Source organism: Klebsiella sp. AqSCr (genome assembly GCF_008452795.1).
GTDB lineage: Bacteria > Pseudomonadota > Gammaproteobacteria > Enterobacterales > Enterobacteriaceae > Klebsiella > Klebsiella pneumoniae.
This window is the reverse complement of the sequence record NZ_MJDM01000005.1, coordinates 1,415,620-1,431,167: the sequence shown is the minus strand read 5'-3', so window position 1 is coordinate 1,431,167 and position 15,548 is coordinate 1,415,620. Positions and strand designations below refer to the sequence as shown.

At 58.3% G+C, this 15,548-nt stretch carries 12 protein-coding genes and 1 pseudogene; 8 read left to right on the top strand and 5 right to left on the bottom strand.

Annotated elements, in window-relative coordinates; all coding sequences use genetic code 11:
- Positions 1-32 precede the first annotated feature (32 nt).
- Positions 33-728, bottom strand: coding sequence for a CidB/LrgB family autolysis modulator (locus tag BHE81_RS10980; RefSeq protein WP_002912867.1), 696 nt, complete (start codon positions 726-728; stop codon positions 33-35).
- Positions 725-1,123 carry a CidA/LrgA family protein gene (locus BHE81_RS10975; RefSeq protein WP_004175078.1) on the bottom strand — a complete coding sequence of 133 codons (399 nt, stop codon included), beginning with the start codon at positions 1,121-1,123 and terminating at the stop codon, positions 725-727. Before BHE81_RS10975 ends, BHE81_RS10980 begins: the two co-directional genes overlap by 4 nt.
- A gap of 357 nt (positions 1,124-1,480) precedes the next feature.
- Between BHE81_RS10975 and dusC the strand changes: the two genes are divergently transcribed.
- The 6 genes and pseudogenes from dusC to mdtQ all read left to right on the top strand — a co-directional run bounded on the left by dusC (position 1,481) and on the right by mdtQ (position 10,249).
- Positions 1,481-2,413: a tRNA dihydrouridine(16) synthase DusC gene (gene dusC, locus BHE81_RS10970; RefSeq protein ID WP_002912862.1), complete on the top strand. Its 933-nt coding sequence runs from the start codon at positions 1,481-1,483 to the stop codon at positions 2,411-2,413.
- A gap of 357 nt (positions 2,414-2,770) precedes the next feature.
- A complete protein-coding gene (locus BHE81_RS10965) occupies positions 2,771-4,135 on the top strand; it encodes a carbohydrate porin (RefSeq protein ID WP_110246506.1) in 1,365 nt (454 codons plus the stop codon).
- 155 nt (positions 4,136-4,290) lie between these two features.
- A complete protein-coding gene (gene bglG / locus BHE81_RS10960; protein ID WP_004175082.1) occupies positions 4,291-5,124 on the top strand; it encodes a transcriptional antiterminator BglG in 834 nt (277 codons plus the stop codon).
- Between the two features lie 30 nt (positions 5,125-5,154).
- Positions 5,155-7,129 (top strand): annotated as a pseudogene (bglF, locus tag BHE81_RS10955) (PTS beta-glucoside transporter subunit IIABC).
- A gap of 15 nt (positions 7,130-7,144) precedes the next feature.
- Positions 7,145-8,539, top strand: coding sequence for a glycoside hydrolase family 1 protein (locus tag BHE81_RS10950; protein ID WP_110246509.1), 1,395 nt, complete (start codon positions 7,145-7,147; stop codon positions 8,537-8,539).
- 270 nt (positions 8,540-8,809) lie between these two features.
- Positions 8,810-10,249, top strand: a complete 1,440-nt coding sequence (gene mdtQ / locus BHE81_RS10940; protein WP_004149095.1) for a multidrug resistance outer membrane protein MdtQ — start codon at positions 8,810-8,812, stop codon at positions 10,247-10,249.
- 33 nt (positions 10,250-10,282) lie between these two features.
- On the opposite strand, the gene BHE81_RS10935 is transcribed toward mdtQ, so the two are convergent.
- Entirely contained in the window at positions 10,283-10,849 is a 567-nt protein-coding gene (locus BHE81_RS10935; protein ID WP_110246510.1) for a DedA family protein, read from the bottom strand.
- A 154-nt stretch (positions 10,850-11,003) separates the two neighbouring features.
- Between BHE81_RS10935 and BHE81_RS10930 the strand changes: the two genes are divergently transcribed.
- Positions 11,004-11,591 (top strand): Yip1 family protein, encoded by a 588-nt coding sequence (locus tag BHE81_RS10930; RefSeq protein WP_002912831.1) that lies wholly within the window; start codon positions 11,004-11,006, stop codon positions 11,589-11,591.
- A 188-nt stretch (positions 11,592-11,779) separates the two neighbouring features.
- Positions 11,780-12,730 carry a D-alanyl-D-alanine endopeptidase gene (gene pbpG, locus BHE81_RS10925; protein WP_004180615.1) on the top strand — a complete coding sequence of 317 codons (951 nt, stop codon included), beginning with the start codon at positions 11,780-11,782 and terminating at the stop codon, positions 12,728-12,730.
- Positions 12,731-13,071: 341 nt separating this feature from the next.
- Here the strand turns inward: pbpG and BHE81_RS10920 are convergent, their stop codons facing one another.
- Positions 13,072-13,626, bottom strand: coding sequence for a GNAT family N-acetyltransferase (locus BHE81_RS10920; RefSeq protein ID WP_064151709.1), 555 nt, complete (start codon positions 13,624-13,626; stop codon positions 13,072-13,074).
- 85 nt (positions 13,627-13,711) lie between these two features.
- Positions 13,712-15,457, bottom strand: a complete 1,746-nt coding sequence (gene dld, locus BHE81_RS10915) for a D-lactate dehydrogenase (RefSeq protein WP_110246511.1) — start codon at positions 15,455-15,457, stop codon at positions 13,712-13,714.
- Positions 15,458-15,548: the final 91 nt, after the last annotated feature.

The window sequence follows — 15,548 nt, the reverse complement described above, 5'->3', positions numbered from 1 at the left end:
TGTTGCACTAAAAAATGTGATTTAAATCACTATTAACCTACCACTGCGAGGATCAGCGGAAATAAGAACGGCGCCATCAACGAGGTGATGATCCCGCACAGCACCAGCGCCAGTGAGCTAAACGCGCCTTCCTGATAGTCCAGCTCGGCGCAGCGGGCGGTGCCGAGGGCGTGCGAGGCGGTGCCCATTGACAGGCCGCGCGACGCTTTGGTGCGAATGCGCATCAGGTTAAGCAACGTATGCCCAAATACCGCGCCGAGGATGCCGACAAAAATTACGCACACGGCGCTGATAGCCGGAATGCCGCCGATGCTGCCGCTAACCGCCATAGCAATCGGCGTAGTGACTGACTTAGGCAGAATAGAGGCGGCGATTTGCGGCGTGGCGCCCATCAGCAGAGCGACGGTGGTGCCGGTGATCATCGCCACGCAGCTGCCAATAAAGCAGATGGTAATGATAGATTTCCAGCGGGCGCGGATCTGGTGCAGCTGTTCATACAGCGGGAACGCAAGGGCCACTACCGCCGGCTGCAGCAGATCGTTCAGGACTTTGCTGCCGGCAAAATAACGCTCATAGGAGATCCCGGTCAGCAGAAGAAATGGAATAATCACCACCATCGCCACCAGCAGCGGGTTGAGCAGCGGGAACTTAAAGCGGGCCGCCAGTTTGCGGGCGAGAAAAAAGACGATCAGGGTTAGCGGTAGCGACCACCAGATTTCATGCATCATTCTTCTTTTCCTTTTTGGCCAATCACTTTACGTTCGCCATGCACCAAATGGGAGCTCCAGCTCACCACTACAAACACCACCAGCGTACTGATGGCGCAGGAGATAACGACAGGCCCCAGCTGGGCGCGCAGCAGATCCCAGTACTGCATCACCCCAACGCCGATCGGCACGAACAGCAGCGCCATATAGCGGATCAGGATATTGCAGCCGGGGTTGACCCATTGCGGCGGCATAATTTGCAGCGCCAGCAGCACGAAGAGGATCAGCATGCCGATGATGCTGCCGGGGATAGTGATAGGCAGCAGCCCGGCGATAAAAATTCCGCCGTACAGGCAGGCGTAAATCAGGACGAAAGCCCGCAGGTACTGCCAGATAATAGTCAGCGATTTACTCATGGTAATAACCCTTGATGAAGTGCATTCATCATACAATTAATCCCTAAAATGTGCTACCGATCACATCATGAATTCTATGCATAGCGCTGATAGCTTACGGGAACCATAGTCTCACCCGTCAGGACCCGACACCTTGCGGCTCAGGCGGGATCGCTCCCCACGCTACCTTGCTGAATGAGGCGCGGCAAATAAAGGCGAATGGGACGCCACAGACCTCTGTAAAGCATAGAGATTATCTCGCCGCTTTGCCGCATCGAGCGTGCGGGGAACGGCGTGCGTCTGGTCCGACGCATTGAGCGCTTTCAACCAGCGCCCGGAGGCGCTACCATAGCGCCTCTTTTTTTTCCGGGTAACGATATGCGTGTTCTACTGGCGCCGATGGAAGGCGTGCTCGATTCGCTGGTGCGTGAGCTGCTGACCGAGGTTAACGATTACGATCTCTGCATCACCGAATTTCTGCGCGTGGTGGATCAACTGCTGCCGGTAAAATCGTTCTACAGGCTATGCCCGGAACTGCATCACCAGAGCCGCACGCCGTCCGGCACCCGCGTCCGCGTCCAGCTGCTGGGACAATATCCCGAGTGGCTGGCGGAAAATGCCGCCCGCGCGGTGGCGCTGGGTTCATGGGGGGTGGATTTAAACTGCGGCTGTCCGTCGAAGCTGGTAAACGGCAGCGGCGGCGGGGCAACGCTGCTGAAAGATCCAGAGTTGATCTATCGCGGCGCGAAAGCCATGCGAGAGGCGGTTCCCGAGCATCTGCCGGTGACGGTGAAAGTTCGTCTTGGCTGGGACAGCGGTGAACGGCGCTTTGAAATCGCCGACGCGGTGCAGCAGGCGGGGGCCAGCGAACTGGTGGTTCACGGCCGTACCAAAGAAGATGGCTACAAAGCCGAACGCATCAACTGGCAGGCGATCGGCGAGATCCGCCAGCGCCTGACTATCCCGGTGGTCGCCAACGGTGAAATCTGGGACTGGCAAAGCGCCCAGGATTGTATGGCTGTCACCGGCTGCGATTCGGTGATGATTGGCCGCGGGGCGCTCAATGTGCCGAACCTCAGCCGGGTGATCAAATACAACGAACCGCGCATGCCGTGGCCGCAGGTGGTCCAGCTGTTGCAAAAATATACCCGCCTGGAAAAGCAGGGTGATACCGGCCTGTATCATGTGGCAAGAATTAAGCAGTGGTTAGGCTATTTACGCAAGGAATATACCGAGGCGCTGACCCTGTTTAATGAAATTCGCGCCCTGCAAACGTCTGCTGAAATAGCGGCGGCGATCGGCCGCTATTAACCGCCATACTGTTATTCGCTTCACATATTATTACTTGCATGCCTGTTGATGATAGGCATGGGTTGAATAAAGTGATAATGTGCGGTCAATCAATTCAGGATTGCTACTGAACTCAGGCAAAACCTAAGCACTTTCGTCATTCGTGGCGCAAAGTGCTTAGGTTTTTTTTTTGGTAAAAATTCAGGGTGGATAAAATGATGATGTAAAACAATGAGATGTGAATAACGATTTCTCTGGCATTGTCGCGGTTTTATTACCGACGGACGCTTTTTGCCATTCATTTTTAAAAAAAGAAAACGGGTAAATAAATAGCCTGGGGATCCCCTTTGTTTTTATTCAGTCACGGTGGATATCACAATGCATAACAAAAAAATAAATCAGCTTTTGATCGGCGCTATGCTGGCGGCCATGGCGCCTGCCGTGAGCGCCGCGGACATCCCGGCGTGGAACGGCAGCGCGCTGGGGTTTGAAGCCGGGCAGCAAGGGCTGCTGGGCGATATGCTAGGCATTCGTCCGATCCTTGAAGAAAACGGCTTTCATTATAATCTCGGCTATCTTAACGAGATGGCCTACAACGCCGGCGGCGGTTATGACCATGATAAACACCTGGCCTATATTGACCAGGTGGCGCTGACCTTTACCCAGGATCTGGAGCGCTGGACCGGCATACCGGATGCGCGTCTCGAAGGCAACATCGTCAACCGCCACCACGATGATAATCTCACCACGAAACGGCTGCAGGATCCGCGGGTGAGTTTCAACGATCTATCGCAGGAGAGCTGGGGCGGCGGGTCGATTACCCGCCTTGGCTGGCTCACCTTTGCCCGCAGCTTTGACGACCGCCGCCTGACCTGGCGCATCGGCATGATGAACAAGGTGCAAACCTTCGACCAGATCATTCCCTGCGATTTTCAGCTGCTGACCCAGTGCGGTGGGAAATCGGCCAACTCGCTGACCTGGAATAACTGGAACATTCACACCTGGGGCACCACCCTGGAGTACAAGCTGACGCCGACGGTCACCCTGAAAGGCGGGGTGATGGAGCAAAACCCGCAGGCTACCGCGCGCAGCCACGCGTGGAGCTGGTCGACGAAGGGTAGCAAAGGCATCTTACTGCCGATGGAGATCGAAACCCGTCCGCTGATTAATGGCCTGCCGGGAGCCTATAACCTTGGCGTGGTCTGGACTAACGCGCCGCAGAGCGACCTCTACAGCGGTAAATCCGGCGGCGCCGGGGCGACCGATCCGCAAGGTTACGCCGAGCACGATAGCACCTGGTTTATGTACGCCGGCCTGAACCAGCAGATCACCCGCCACGCCGACGACCCGCTGCGGGGGATGAGCGTCTCACTGAGCGGCAGCCTCAGCGACCAGCGCAGCAACTATATCCACTCCGCCGTCGCCGCCTCCATGCGCTACCGCGGTCTGTTTGACGCCCGCCCGGAGGACTGGATTGGCTTCGGCCTGACGTGGATCGACATGAGCAGCCACTACGCACGTAATCAGCGCTATATGAATCAGATAAGCGGCGCCACCGACTATAACGATCCGGCTTACCAGCCGGTGGCCGGTCATTCGCTGAACGGTGAGCTCTATTATCGCTTCCGCCCGGTCTCCTGGCTGGAGCTGCAGCCGGGCCTGCAGTACTGGCACCGTCCGGGCGGCGTCGCGCAGACCCAGGACGCGTGGGTAGTGGAGTGGAAAACCGTCGTGACCTTCTGATAGTCGCGATCTTAATCACGTTTTTTCACTTGTCAGGTTGAGCGCGCAGCAGAAGTTGTTACAGTGCAGGTGTTGGATTGCAACTGCTGCGGCAGGCAAAACCTGATCACCTGGCGTTTCGTCGGGGGTCAGGTTTTTTTGTTTCTGGGGTCTATATGCAAATCGCCAAAGTACTCAATAACAATGTGGTGGTGGTTCTCGACGAGCACCGGCGCGAACAGGTGGTGATGGGGCGAGGGCTGGCCTTTCAGAAACGCCCGGGCGACGTGCTGGACGACAGTAAAATTGAAAAAGTTTTCGCCTTACAAAGCGATGAGCTGGTCGGCCGCTTAGGCGAGCTGCTCAGTCAAATACCGTTAGAAGTGATGACCACCTGCGATCGCATTATCGACCTGGCACGCGGACGGCTGGGCAAGTTACAGGAAAGTTTGTACATCACGTTAACGGATCACTGTCATTTTGCTATCGAGCGGCAGAAAAAGGGCATCGCACTGCGTAACGTGCTGCTGTGGGAGATTAAGCGGCTGTATCCGAAGGAGTTCGCGCTGGGCCAGGAGGCAAGGGCCATCATTGCCAAAAGGCTCGGCGTGAAGCTGGCGGAGGATGAAGCCGGATTTATCGCCCTGCATCTGGTGACGGCGCAGCTCAACAGCGAAATGCCGGAGGTCATGCACGTGACCCGGGTGATGCAGGAGATCCTGCAGCTGGTGAAGTATCAGCTGCAGCTTAACTACGATGAAGAGTCGCTGAGCTATCAGCGTTTCGTCACCCACCTGAAGTTTTTCGCCCAGCGGATGCTGACGCGCACGGTGGTGGAAGATGACGACGTCTCGCTGCACAGCGCGGTGAAAGATAACTACGCCAAAGCGTGGAAGTGTGCGGAAACGGTGGCGACGCATCTGCAAAAGCAGTATCAGCGGTCGCTGACCACCGAAGAAATTATGTTTCTTGCCATTCATATCGAACGGGTAAGAAAAGAGGGGCGTTAATTCTCCCCAACAAAACTGGATTGTTACTGCATGATGCAGGCAAAACCTGAGCGCGACGCCCACCGGCGTGGTTCTCGGGTTTTTTTATTTTTTACTACTCAGTCGCCGGTTGTCTGCGGGCAGCGGCAGTAAGGAAAAGAGCATGGAATATAAAGCACTCGCGCAGGATATTCTCAACCGCGTCGGCGGCAAAGAGAACATTGTGAGTCTGGTTCACTGTGCGACACGTCTGCGTTTTAAACTGAAGGATAACGGCAAAGCCGATGCCGAAGGGCTGAAGGCCAATCCGGGCGTGATTATGGTGGTGGAGAGCGGCGGCCAGTTTCAGGTGGTGATTGGCAACCACGTTCACGACGTCTGGCTGGCGGTGCGCCAGGAGGCGGGGTTAAGCGATGACAGCGAACCGGTTGCCGAGGAAAAAGCGGCCAAAGGATCGGTGTTAAGCCAGCTTATCGACATCATCTCCGGCATTTTTACACCGTTTATCGGCGTGATGGCGGCAACCGGTCTGCTGAAAGGCCTGCTGGCGCTGGCGGTGACCTGCGGCTGGCTTACGCCGGAGCAGGGGACTTATAAAATCTGGTTTGCCGCCAGCGACGCGCTGTTCTTTTTCTTCCCGCTGTTTCTTGGCTATACCGCCGGGAAGAAGTTTGGCGGCAACCCGTTTATCTCGATGGTGATTGGCGGGGCGTTAACCCACCCGCTGATGATTCAGGCCTTTGAGGCCAGCCAGGCGCCGGGCGCGGCGGTGGAGCACTTTCTCGGCATTCCGGTGACCTTTATCAACTACAGCTCGTCAGTGATCCCGATTATTCTCGCCTCATGGGTCTGCTGCTGGCTGGAGCGCAAGAGCAATGCGCTGTTGCCGTCATCGATGAAAAACTTCTTCAGCCCGGCCATCTGCCTGGCGGTGGTGGTCCCGCTCACCTTCCTGGTGATTGGCCCGGTCGCCACCTGGCTGAGCCATCTGCTGGCCAACGGCTACCAGTTTATCTACGCGTTTGCACCATGGCTGGCGGGCGCGGTACTGGGCGCCATGTGGCAGGTGTGCGTTATTTTCGGCCTGCACTGGGGGCTGGTGCCATTGATGATCAACAACATGACGGTACTTGGTCACGACTCCATGCTGCCGATTATTCTTCCGGCGGTGATTGCCCAGGTGGGCGCCGTGCTCGGTATTTTCCTCGCCACCCGCGATGCGCGCCAGCGGGTGCTGGCCGGTTCCGCCTTCTCCGCCGGGCTGTTCGGCATCACCGAGCCGGCTATCTATGGCCTGACTCTGCCGCTGCGCCGTCCGTTTATCTTCGGCTGTGTCGCCGGGGCGATTGGCGGGGCGATCACTGCCTTTAGCAACAGTTATGCCTACTCGTTTGGCCTGCCAAACATCTTTTTCCCGGCGCAAATGATCCCGCCCGGCGGGATTGACGCCAGCGTCTGGGGCGGGCTTATCGGCACCGGCGTGGCTTTCGTGCTCGCCTGTGTGCTGACCTTCTTCGCCGGCCTGCCGCGCGGTAGCGCCGCACCAGGCGCCGTGACGGTAGCCCCGGTCTCGGCAAACGATATTCTGGCGCCGATGAGCGGCAGCGTTATCGCCCTCGAGCAGGTGCCGGACAGCACCTTCGCCAGCGGCCTGCTGGGTAAAGGGGTCGCCATTATCCCGGCGGTGGGCCAAGTGATTGCCCCGTTCCCGGGCGAAGTGGCCTCCCTGTTTCAGACTAAACACGCCATCGGCCTGCAAAGCGACAGCGGCATTGAGCTGCTGATCCACGTCGGCATCGACACGGTCAAACTCGACGGCGTGCCCTTTACCGCGCATGTGAAAGAGGGCGACAGGGTACAGGCCGGCGATCTGCTGATTGAGTTTGATCGCCAGGCGATTCTGGACGCCGGCTACGACCTGGCGACCCCGATCATTATCAGCAACAGCGACGACTACCGGGAGATTGATACGGTGGCGTCCAGCACCGTCGAAGCCGGTCAGCCGTTGTTGTCAGTCAGCCATTAATCACAGGAGAAAAAGATGAAAACATTTCCGACGGATTTTTTATGGGGCGGCGCGACCGCGGCCAATCAGGTGGAAGGTGCTTATCTGGAAGATGGCAAAGGCTTATCCACCTCCGATGTGCAGCCGCACGGCGTTTTCGGCGAAGTGGTCGAGCGCGTACCCGGCGACAGCGGCATAAAAGATGTGGCGATCGATTTTTACCATCGCTATCCGGAAGATATCGCCCTGTTTGCCGAGATGGGTTTTAACTGCCTGCGAGTCTCTATCGCCTGGACCCGCATCTACCCCAACGGCGACGACGCCGAGCCGAACGAAGCCGGCCTCGCGTTCTACGACAAGCTGTTCGACGAGATGGCCAAGCACAACATCACCCCGCTGGTGACGCTGTCGCATTATGAAATGCCATGGGCGCTGGTAAAAAACTACGGCGGCTGGGGCAGCCGGGAGGTGATTGGCTTCTTTGAGCGCTACGCCCGGACGGTGTTCAGCCGCTATAAAAATAAGGTCAAACTGTGGCTGACCTTTAACGAAATCAATATGTCGCTACATGCCCCGATGACCGGCGTCGGCCTGCCGGCCGGCAGCAGCAAAGGCGAGGTGTATCAGGCGATTCACCACCAGCTGGTGGCCAGCGCGCTGGCGGTCAAAGCCTGTCATGAGCTGGTGCCTGAGGGCAAAATCGGCAATATGCTGCTCGGCGGGCTGATGTATCCCCTGAGCTGCAAACCGGAGGATGTGTTCGAGACGCTGCAGGAGAACCGCAGCTGGCAGTTCTTCGGCGACGTACAGGCGCGCGGCGCGTACCCGGGCTATATGCAGCGCTATTTCCGTGACAACGGCATCGCGCTCACCATCACCGACGCCGATCGTGAAGCGCTAAAAACCACCGTCGACTTTATCTCCTTCAGCTACTACATGACCGGCTGCGTCACCGCCGACGAGGCGCTGAACCAGCAGGCGCGCGGCAATATTCTCAGCATGGTGCCGAACCCGCACCTGGCGAGCTCGGAGTGGGGCTGGCAGATAGACCCGCTGGGCCTGCGCACGCTGCTGAACGTGCTGTGGGATCGCTACCAGAAGCCGCTGTTTATCGTGGAAAACGGTCTGGGCGCCAAAGATAAGGTGGAAGCCGACGGCAGCATTAACGATGACTACCGCATCAGTTACCTGAACGACCACCTGGTGCAGGCGCGGGAAGCCATTGACGATGGCGTTGAGCTGATGGGCTTTACCAGCTGGGGACCGATTGACCTGGTGAGCGCCTCAAAGGCGGAGCTGTCGAAGCGCTACGGCTTTATCTATGTCGACCGCCATGATGACGGTACCGGCACCCTGGCGCGCAGTAAGAAGAAGAGCTTTGGCTGGTATAAAGAGGTGATTGCCAGCCGCGGCGCCAGCCTGAAAGCCTAAAGAATGCCCGCCCGGCCATCGCCGGGCGGGAGATTAGCCGGTTTACGCGCGCGCAGTAAAAAGGTCATCGGAGGTTCTTTCTCTTCATCCAGAGCGGGCAGGATGGAAAAGAGGTGCGGCTCGTTAAAAGATGCCGGCTTATATTCATCCCTTGAATTGATAAGGTTGTTTATTTTTAGCAAACTAATAATTTAGTCACACGCTTTACTAAACGCGTTTAATTCAATTAACTTATGATAACCAACCTGATTAAGTTATCTGACCTGTCCAATGAAATTGATATTAAATAAAAGCGTGCTGGCGGCATTGCCCCTGGCCATCGCGCTGGCTGGCTGCGCGCCATCTCATGAGGTTGCTAATCCGCCGCAGCAGCAAATTCCAGCCTCCCATGTTTCCATGGATCTCCCTGCCGCCGTGAAAAATGGCTGGCCGCAGACTGACTGGTGGAAAGATTACCATGACCCACAGCTTAATAATCTGATTCAGCGAGCGTTGGCCAACGCGCCGGATATGCAGATTGCCGAACAGCGCATCAGGCTTGCCGAAGCGCAGGCGCGAATGTCGCAGGCGAATCTTGGCCCGGAGATGGATTTCTCCGCCGATATTGAACGCCAGCGCATGTCGGCCGAAGGCCTGATGGGACCGTTTGCTACCGACACCGACGGCAATACCGGCCCGTGGTACACCAACGGTACCTTTGGCCTGACCGCTGGTTGGGATCTGGACCTGTGGGGCAAAAACCGTGCGCTGGTGAAAGCGCGTATCGGCGAGCTGAAAGCCCAGGTTGCTGAACAGGCCCAGACCCGTGAGCTGCTCTCCGGCAGCGTGGCGCGTCTGTACTGGCAGTGGCAGACGGAAGCGGCGATCAAAGCGGTGCTGCAGCAGGTGAAAAACGAGCAAAATAATATCGTGACGGTCGACAAGGCCCTGTATCAGCGCGGGATCACTAACTCCGCCGAAGGGGCGGAGAACGATATTAACGTCAGCAAAACCGACCAGCAGCTGGCGGACGTGACGGGCACGATGAAAGAGATTGAAGCGCGGCTGATGGCCCTGACCAACAGCCAGAGCCAGTCGCTAAACCTCAAACCCGCCAGCCTGCCAACGGTCAGCGCGCAGCTGCCAGATACCCTCGGCTATGAGCTGCTGGCGCGCCGCCCGGATCTGCAGGTCGCCCACTGGTATATTGAGGCGTCCCTGAGCGAAGTGGACGCGGCGAAAGCGGCGTTTTATCCGGACATCAATCTGATGGCGTTCCTGCAGCAGGATGCCCTGCACTTAAGCGATCTTTTCCGCCATTCGGCGCAGCAGATGGGCGTTACTGCCGGGTTGACGCTGCCGATCTTTGACAGCGGCCGCCTTAACGCCAACCTGGATATCGCCAGCGCGCAGAATAGCCTGTCGATCGCCCAGTACAACAAAGCGGTGGTGGATGCCGTTAACCAGGTGGCGAAAACCGCCAGCCAGGTCGAAACATTAATGGCCAAAAGCCAGCAGCAGCAGCAGGTTGAAAAAGACGCTCAGCGGGTAGTAGATCTGGCGCAGGCCCGAATGGCGGCGGGGATCTTACCTGGCTCCAGAGTCAGTATGGCGAAGCTCCCGGCGCTGCAGGAGCGGATCACCGCATTGCGCCTGCACGGCCAGTGGATTGACGCTAGCATTCAGCTGACCTCGGCCCTCGGCGGCGGCTACCACCAGACGGTGAAGTAACCGCCAACCACGGTGCGCCCGCGGGCGCGCCGCTTAGTCTTTCTTCTTACTCTCGCGCCGCCTGAGCCACCAGTGGGCGGCCACCACCACCACCGCGAGGATCAGCCAGATCCAGTGCTTCAGATGGGCGTCCAGATGATGCAGCCACGGGCCAACCACCTCGCCGCCGAGATAGCCAATGGTGGTAAACAGCAGGGCCCACACCAGCGCTCCGACAATATTCAGCGGCAGGAAAATGCGCGGCGGCAGGCGGCTGGCGCCGATCAGCAGGGGGCCGATTACCCGGAAGCCATACATAAAGCGGGTGCCGATGACAAACAGCCACGGCCGGTGCTGGATCATACGCTGCGCTTTACGGATCCGCGCTTTCTGACTGGCGAAACGGCACAGGATGCGTCCCCCGAAGCGGCGACCGACCAGATAGAGCAGCTGATCGCCAATCATCCCGCCGAGGGCGACGGCGATCACCACCAGGGGAAATTTCAGTAGCCCCTGATGCGCCGCGACGCCGCCCAGCAGGGTAATGGTCTCACCTTCCGCCATGCTGCCGACGATCAGCGCCGCGTAGCCATACTGGGAAATCAGGTGATTGATATCCATAAAAAGCTTTTCTCCTTACCTCATCACCTCTTAATCATACACCCTGCTGACCAAAACGCGGCGACGCAGAATTTTCTGTGCTGTACATAAAATAATCTACAGGGTGAATTATACTTGGATCAGTGCAGTACGAAGCCGTGACAAGGGGGACGCTATGAACCATGTCTGGGGGCTCTTCGCTCATCCCAACCGGGAAATGAGCGTGATTAAGAGCGAGAATGAGACCATTTCTCATCACTATACGCATCATGTGCTGCTGATGGCGGCGGTTCCGGTAATCTGCGCCTTTATCGGCACCACGCAGCTGGGCTGGAACTTCGGCGATGGCACCGTGATTAAACTGTCGATGCTGACCGGACTGGCGCTGGCGGTGCTGTTTTACGCCGTGATGCTCGCCGGGGTGGCGATCATGGGGCGGGTCATCTGGTGGATGGCGAGGCAGTATCCGCAGCAGCCTTCCCTGAAACGCTGCATGGTGTTTGCCGGCTACGTCGCCACCCCGCTGTTTCTGAGCGGGATTGTGGCGCTCTATCCGCTGGTCTGGCTGTGCGCGCTGGTCGGTACTATTGCGCTGTTCTATACCGGGTATCTGCTGTATCTCGGCATTCCGACCTTCCTGAGCATTAATCGGGAAGAGGGGTTAAGCTTTGCCAGCTCGACGCTAGCTATTGGGGTACTGGTGCTGGAAGTGCTGCTGGCCATCACCGTGGTGCTCTGGGGGTATGGCTACCGACTCTTCTGATCGGGCGACACGGGTAAATATGCATTGCCGGCAAATATGTATTTTATGTCGGCAATGCAGCATTTCTTCACGATTCTTATTAGGCACAGGGCCTTACGGCGCGGTATGATGGCGTTTGCCAGCGAAGTTGCCCACTTAACCTCGCGGCGTACGTTCCATAACGTGCAAAAATACTTTTCAGAATGCCCATGATGCCGAAATTTCGAGTCTCTTTGCTCAGCCTGACCTTGCTGCTGGCTGTGCCTTTTGCGCCCCAGGCGTTAGCAAAAACCCCGACGGCGGTGACCGCCTCGCAGCCGGAAATTGCCTCCGGCAGCGCCATGATCGTCGATCTGGCCACGAAAAAAATCATTTATGCCAGCCAGCCGGATCTGGTGCGCCCGATGGCGTCGATCACCAAAGTGATGACCGCCATGGTGGTGCTCGATGCCCATCTGCCGCTGGATGAGATGCTGACGGTGGATATCAGCCATACGCCGGAAATGAAGGGGATCTACTCCCGCGTGCGCCTCAACAGCCAGATTAGTCGCCGCGATATGCTGCTGCTGGCGCTGATGTCTTCCGAGAACCGCGCGGCCGCCAGCCTGGCGCATCACTATCCGGGCGGCTACGACGCTTTTATTCGCGCGATGAACGCCAAAGCCCAGGCGCTGGGCATGACCCATACCCGCTACGTGGAGCCCACCGGCCTGTCGGTGCATAACGTCTCCACCGCCCGCGATCTGACCAAACTGCTGATCGCCAGCGAGCAGTATCCGCTGATCGGCCAGCTGAGCACCACCAAAGAAGAGACCGCCACCTTCGCCCATCCGGCCTACAGCCTGCCGTTCCGCAACACCAACCATCTGGTGTATCGCGATAACTGGAACATTCAGCTGACCAAAACCGGCTTCACCAACGCTGCCGGCCACTGCCTGATTATGCGCACGGTGATTAACCAACGTCCGGTGGCGCTGGTGGTGATGGATGCCTTCGGCAAATATACCCACTTCGCTGACGCCAGCCGCTTGCGGACCTGGATTGAAACCGGGAAGGTGATGCCGGTACCCGCCTCGGCGCTGAGCTATAAAAAGCAGCGCGAAGCGCAGATGGCGGAGGCGATGCTGAAAGGCGGCGCGCAGACCGCGCAGAACGATTAATCTGCATGTCTCCCGGATGGCGGCGCATTGCGCCTTATCCGGGCTACGTGATTTGGCACCGGGTTTGCCCCCTTCGCAGGCCCGGCAAGCGCAGCGCCGCCGGACAATATAGCCGACACCGTGCCGCGTATGTGCCGGATGGCGGCTCGCGCCTTATCCGGCCTACGTGATTTGGCGGCGGGTTCATCCCCTTCGTAGGCCTGGCAAGCGCAGCGCCGCCGGGCAATCAGGCCGAGTGCCGGTGTTTGTGCAGGATGGCGGCTGACGCCTCTCCGTAACCGCGCTGAACGGTAGCCCGGCTAAGGCGTTTACGCCGCGAGCCGGGGATTTGGCGCCGGATATCACTCCGGCAGCGTCCAGTCTCCGTCACCCAGCGCGCGCTGCATAATCAACGTATCCCGCCAGTCGCCCATCTTGTAGCCGACGCTGCGCAGCTGACCCGCCACGGTAAAGCCGAACTTTTTATGGATCGCCAGCGAGCCGGCATTGTTATGGCCATCGCCGATGATCGCCAGCATCTGCCGCCACGGGCCTCTCTCGCACTCAGCGATTAGCCTGGACAGCAGCGCGCTGCCGATGCCGCGTCCGCCCATTCCGGATTCCACGTATATCGATTCCTCGAGGGTGTAGCGATAGGCCGGACGCGGGCGATAGAAAGTGGCATAGCAGTAGCCGACGATAGCCCCGCGCCACAGCGCTACCAGCCACGGCAGGCCGTTGTCGCGCACGGTCTGGATCCGTTTACGCATTTCGTCAACGGTGGGGGGGATCTCTTCGAAGGAGGCGCGGCCATTAAGCACGTGCCAGACATACAGCGCGGCGATGGCGTGCGCATCGTCGGGCAGCGCTTCGCGAATTTCTAAATCACTGTCGAGTAACGGGGCCTCTGCGGGCATGGCGGCGCTCCTGAATCTGCCGGAGAAACATTCTCCGGCGTGCAGCGTAATACAGAAGCGCCAGGCTGAATAGTCCTGCCGTCGATTATTGCGGATCCGCCGGAGAGGCTGGCGTTGGGGCCGCTTCACCCCAGTATTTCTGCTTGCTGGTTTTACCAATCCCCGGGTTCATGCTGTTGGTGGGATCGTTCTGGCGATAGAACTGCTGCAGGCTCTCCGGGGCCTCATACAGATGACCCACGTTATGCTCCGCCGGATACTGGGCGCCGCGCGCTTTCAGTAACTCCAGCATTTTTTCCTTCAGCGCGTGGGCGTCGACCCCTTTCCTGACGATGTAATCCTGATGGAACACATGGCACATAAAGTGGCCATAGTAGAGCTTATGCACCAGCTGGCTGTCGATCTCCGGCGGCAGATGTTCGAACCACTCGGTATCGTTACGCCGGAGGGCGATATCCAGCGCCAGAATATCTTCGACTTCGTCGGCATGCACCGCCTGATAGCGGATTGCCGCGCCGGCGGCGGCAAAGCGATGGAGGAACGCCTTGCTGCCTTCCTCCGGCGTACAGGCGAAGAAATCCCCCTCGGCCTGCTGGAAGTACTCCGTCAACCAACGCTGCGCTTCTTCGATGCCGTCGCCAGCCATCTTCAGCAGCAGATGATGTTCATATTTATCACGCCAGGTTTTCATCCGCTCCGGTAAATGTGCCGGAAAGACGTGGCCGAGTTTCTGCATAAAGCGGTCGGTAAAGTGCGGCTTAAACAGCGAGACTTTCTCCAGCATCGCGTCGGTGCGCCCCTTCATGGTGAAGAAGAACGGCATTTTGTCGGTGCCGAGCTTGTCGATCATCAGGAAGGTGTCTTTGCCATACTTCTCGGCGATATCGTAAATATCGCGGTGCATATATTCCCCCGCCACCGGAAGATGCTGGAACTCAGCGAGGATATGACGGCGGATCTCGGTCAATACCTGCGGCTGGTTGGTGCCAATGTAAAACACCTGCTGGCGCTTTTCCGCCGGGAAAGTATCGAGACGCACGGCGAAAACCGCCAGCTTGCCGGCGCAGCCGGAGGATTCGAACAGGCGGTCCGGGTCGGCGTTATAGCGCGCCGGGGTGTCGGCATCGACATCGCGCACGCGGGTGACATAGTCGTGATCGTGGGCATGGCGGCCGTCGTGCAGGACATCGCTATCGCTAATCCGTTCGTCATCGAGGCGGCTGAGGATCTGCTCCGGCGTGCTGCCGAGATCGATGCTCAGATGATTGACCAGCTTCAGCTTGCCGTCGGCGTCAATCTGCGCGAACAGCGACATCTCAGTGTAGGCCGGCCCGCGCTGCACCAGCGAGCCGCCGGAGTTGTTGCAGATCCCGCCGATGACCGATGCGCCGATGCATGACGAACCGATCACCGAGTGCGGTTCGCGTCCCAGCGGTTTGAGCGCTTTTTCCAGCGAATAGAGGGTGGTGCCGGGCCAGGCCAGCACCTGCTCGCCTTTGTCCAGCAGATGCAGTTTGTCCAGGCGCAGGGTGCTGATAATCACGATCTCGCGATCGTAATCATTGCCGTTGGGGGTCGAACCTTCGGTCAGGCCGGTGTTGGCCGCCTGCATCAGAATAATTTTATCGGCGTCTACGCAGGCGTTGAGCACGCGCCAGAGCTCCAGCAGGGTACCGGGAAAGACAACCGCCAGGGCCTCGCCCTGACCGGAGCGGAAGCCTTTGCGGTAGCGCTGGGTTTTTGCCGGGTCGGTCAGCAGATGCGAAGGGCCAACCAGGCGCGCCAGGTCAGCCAGAAACGTTTTATGGGTGTCAGTGGGTGCAGATGACATGTTCCACTCCTTGTGGTGGTGCGCGAAATATCGAGGATAAGCATAGCGCTTTGTATGACAATTTGATGCATGAATGTTTCGCAAAAATCAG

Excerpts from the sequence above, each read along its gene's own strand:
- pbpG (WP_004180615.1), top strand. The coding sequence starts at position 11,780 with ATGATGCCGAAATTTCGAGTCTCTTTGCTCAGCCTGACCTTGCTGCTG.
- dusC (WP_002912862.1), top strand. The coding sequence starts at position 1,481 with ATGCGTGTTCTACTGGCGCCGATGGAAGGCGTGCTCGATTCGCTGGTG.
- bglG (WP_004175082.1), top strand. The coding sequence starts at position 4,291 with ATGCAAATCGCCAAAGTACTCAATAACAATGTGGTGGTGGTTCTCGAC.
- BHE81_RS10975 (WP_004175078.1), bottom strand. The coding sequence starts at position 1,123 with ATGAGTAAATCGCTGACTATTATCTGGCAGTACCTGCGGGCTTTCGTC.
- mdtQ (WP_004149095.1), top strand. The coding sequence starts at position 8,810 with ATGAAATTGATATTAAATAAAAGCGTGCTGGCGGCATTGCCCCTGGCC.
- BHE81_RS10980 (WP_002912867.1), bottom strand. The coding sequence starts at position 728 with ATGATGCATGAAATCTGGTGGTCGCTACCGCTAACCCTGATCGTCTTT.
- dld (WP_110246511.1), bottom strand. The coding sequence starts at position 15,457 with ATGTCATCTGCACCCACTGACACCCATAAAACGTTTCTGGCTGACCTG.
- BHE81_RS10930 (WP_002912831.1), top strand. The coding sequence starts at position 11,004 with ATGAACCATGTCTGGGGGCTCTTCGCTCATCCCAACCGGGAAATGAGC.
- BHE81_RS10920 (WP_064151709.1), bottom strand. The coding sequence starts at position 13,626 with ATGCCCGCAGAGGCCCCGTTACTCGACAGTGATTTAGAAATTCGCGAA.
- BHE81_RS10950 (WP_110246509.1), top strand. The coding sequence starts at position 7,145 with ATGAAAACATTTCCGACGGATTTTTTATGGGGCGGCGCGACCGCGGCC.
- BHE81_RS10965 (WP_110246506.1), top strand. The coding sequence starts at position 2,771 with ATGCATAACAAAAAAATAAATCAGCTTTTGATCGGCGCTATGCTGGCG.
- BHE81_RS10935 (WP_110246510.1), bottom strand. The coding sequence starts at position 10,849 with ATGGATATCAATCACCTGATTTCCCAGTATGGCTACGCGGCGCTGATC.